The 1138-nt window shown below is 40.0% G+C and carries 4 pseudogenes; 2 read left to right on the top strand and 2 right to left on the bottom strand.

The window, feature by feature from the left end:
- Both AAC854_RS24750 and AAC854_RS22595 read left to right on the top strand, forming a co-directional pair.
- Nucleotides 1-149 (top strand): annotated as a pseudogene (locus tag AAC854_RS24750) (IS982 family transposase); the annotation flags it as partial.
- Nucleotides 149-286: pseudogene (locus AAC854_RS22595) on the top strand (IS982 family transposase); the annotation flags it as partial. The pseudogenes AAC854_RS24750 and AAC854_RS22595, both read left to right, overlap by 1 nt.
- On the opposite strand, the pseudogene dinB reads toward AAC854_RS22595, so the two are convergent.
- Together dinB and AAC854_RS24485 are read right to left on the bottom strand one after the other, a co-directional pair.
- A pseudogene (dinB, locus tag AAC854_RS22600) lies at nucleotides 285-737 on the bottom strand (DNA polymerase IV); the annotation flags it as partial. The pseudogenes AAC854_RS22595 and dinB overlap by 2 nt on opposite strands.
- 306 nt (nucleotides 738-1043) lie before the next feature.
- A pseudogene (locus AAC854_RS24485) lies at nucleotides 1044-1138 on the bottom strand (IS982 family transposase); the annotation flags it as partial.

Consider the following 1138-nt stretch of genomic DNA (forward strand, 5'->3'; position numbering starts at 1 on the left):
AAGCGTTTTATACTGAGCATGTGCAGCAATATCTCAACGCAGATTTCCCTGGTCTGGTCAGCTACAATCGAATAATTACATTGAAGAAAAGAGCCCTTATTCCGTTATGCGCTTTCCTTTCTTCACGCAAACAAAAATCACACGGCATTTAGAGCACTCAAGGCACCGAAGCGTAGTCGGCTTTTTACTGGAAATAGTATCAGGACTGATTGCTTATACATTCCAGCCGAAAAAGCCGAGCTTAGGTTTACGTGACCATGCAATTGCGATGCTTAAACAAAGTTGAGGTTGGCTAAAAACCGGACATGCGAAACACCGGCAGAGGCAGTTAATTGCAATTCATCAAAAATGACCTGACGAATTTCTTGGGCGATTAAGGTAGCGGAACCGTGGCAATGGTGACAATCTGTTACATCCAGATAAGCCTCATCCAAAGAGAGGGGTTCGATCAGCTCTGTATAACGGGAAAAAATTTGGCGGATATGTTGAGACACTTCTTTATAAATCGCCATTCGACCGGGAATGACTTTCAGTTGAGGGCAGAGTTTTAACGCCATAGCAGTGGACATCGCACTATGAACCCCAAAACGACGGGCGTCATAATTCGCCGTACTGATTACACCTCTTCGATCAGCACTTCCCCCCACTGCAATAGGAATATTGCGAAGTGATGGATTATCCCTCATTTCAATGGCAGCAAAAAAGCAGTCCATATCAATATGAATAATTTTGCGCATCTGATCTCTCCACGCTAAAACACTGTATAAATATACATAAACAAATCCTGAAACTCTAGCTAATTTTTAGCGAAATTTCAGCAGGCTCATCTCCTTAAATGTAAACATAATTCATCAATTTTTTTGATTGACTTGCAGCCACTGCAAAGCATCATGATGGGTTGAATTAAAACCAAAACATTAGATAAATCGGTTTAATGGCAATGAAAAAAATGAATAACAGCAAAAAATATTGAAATAATCATCGTTCTAAATTGATTGGTATAAAAAACCTATAATTTACTTAAACCAACGCGATGCTCGACTTTAACATCCTATGACGTTGGCTTGTTGAAGCCAGTCGCGTTGACTTTTACCTTGTTTAAAATTGGCAAAAATGCCCAACGTATGAGAAAGCAGTT

Origin of the sequence: Xenorhabdus entomophaga, assembly GCF_037996725.1 — a bacterium.
Classification (GTDB): domain Bacteria; phylum Pseudomonadota; class Gammaproteobacteria; order Enterobacterales; family Enterobacteriaceae; genus Xenorhabdus; species Xenorhabdus khoisanae.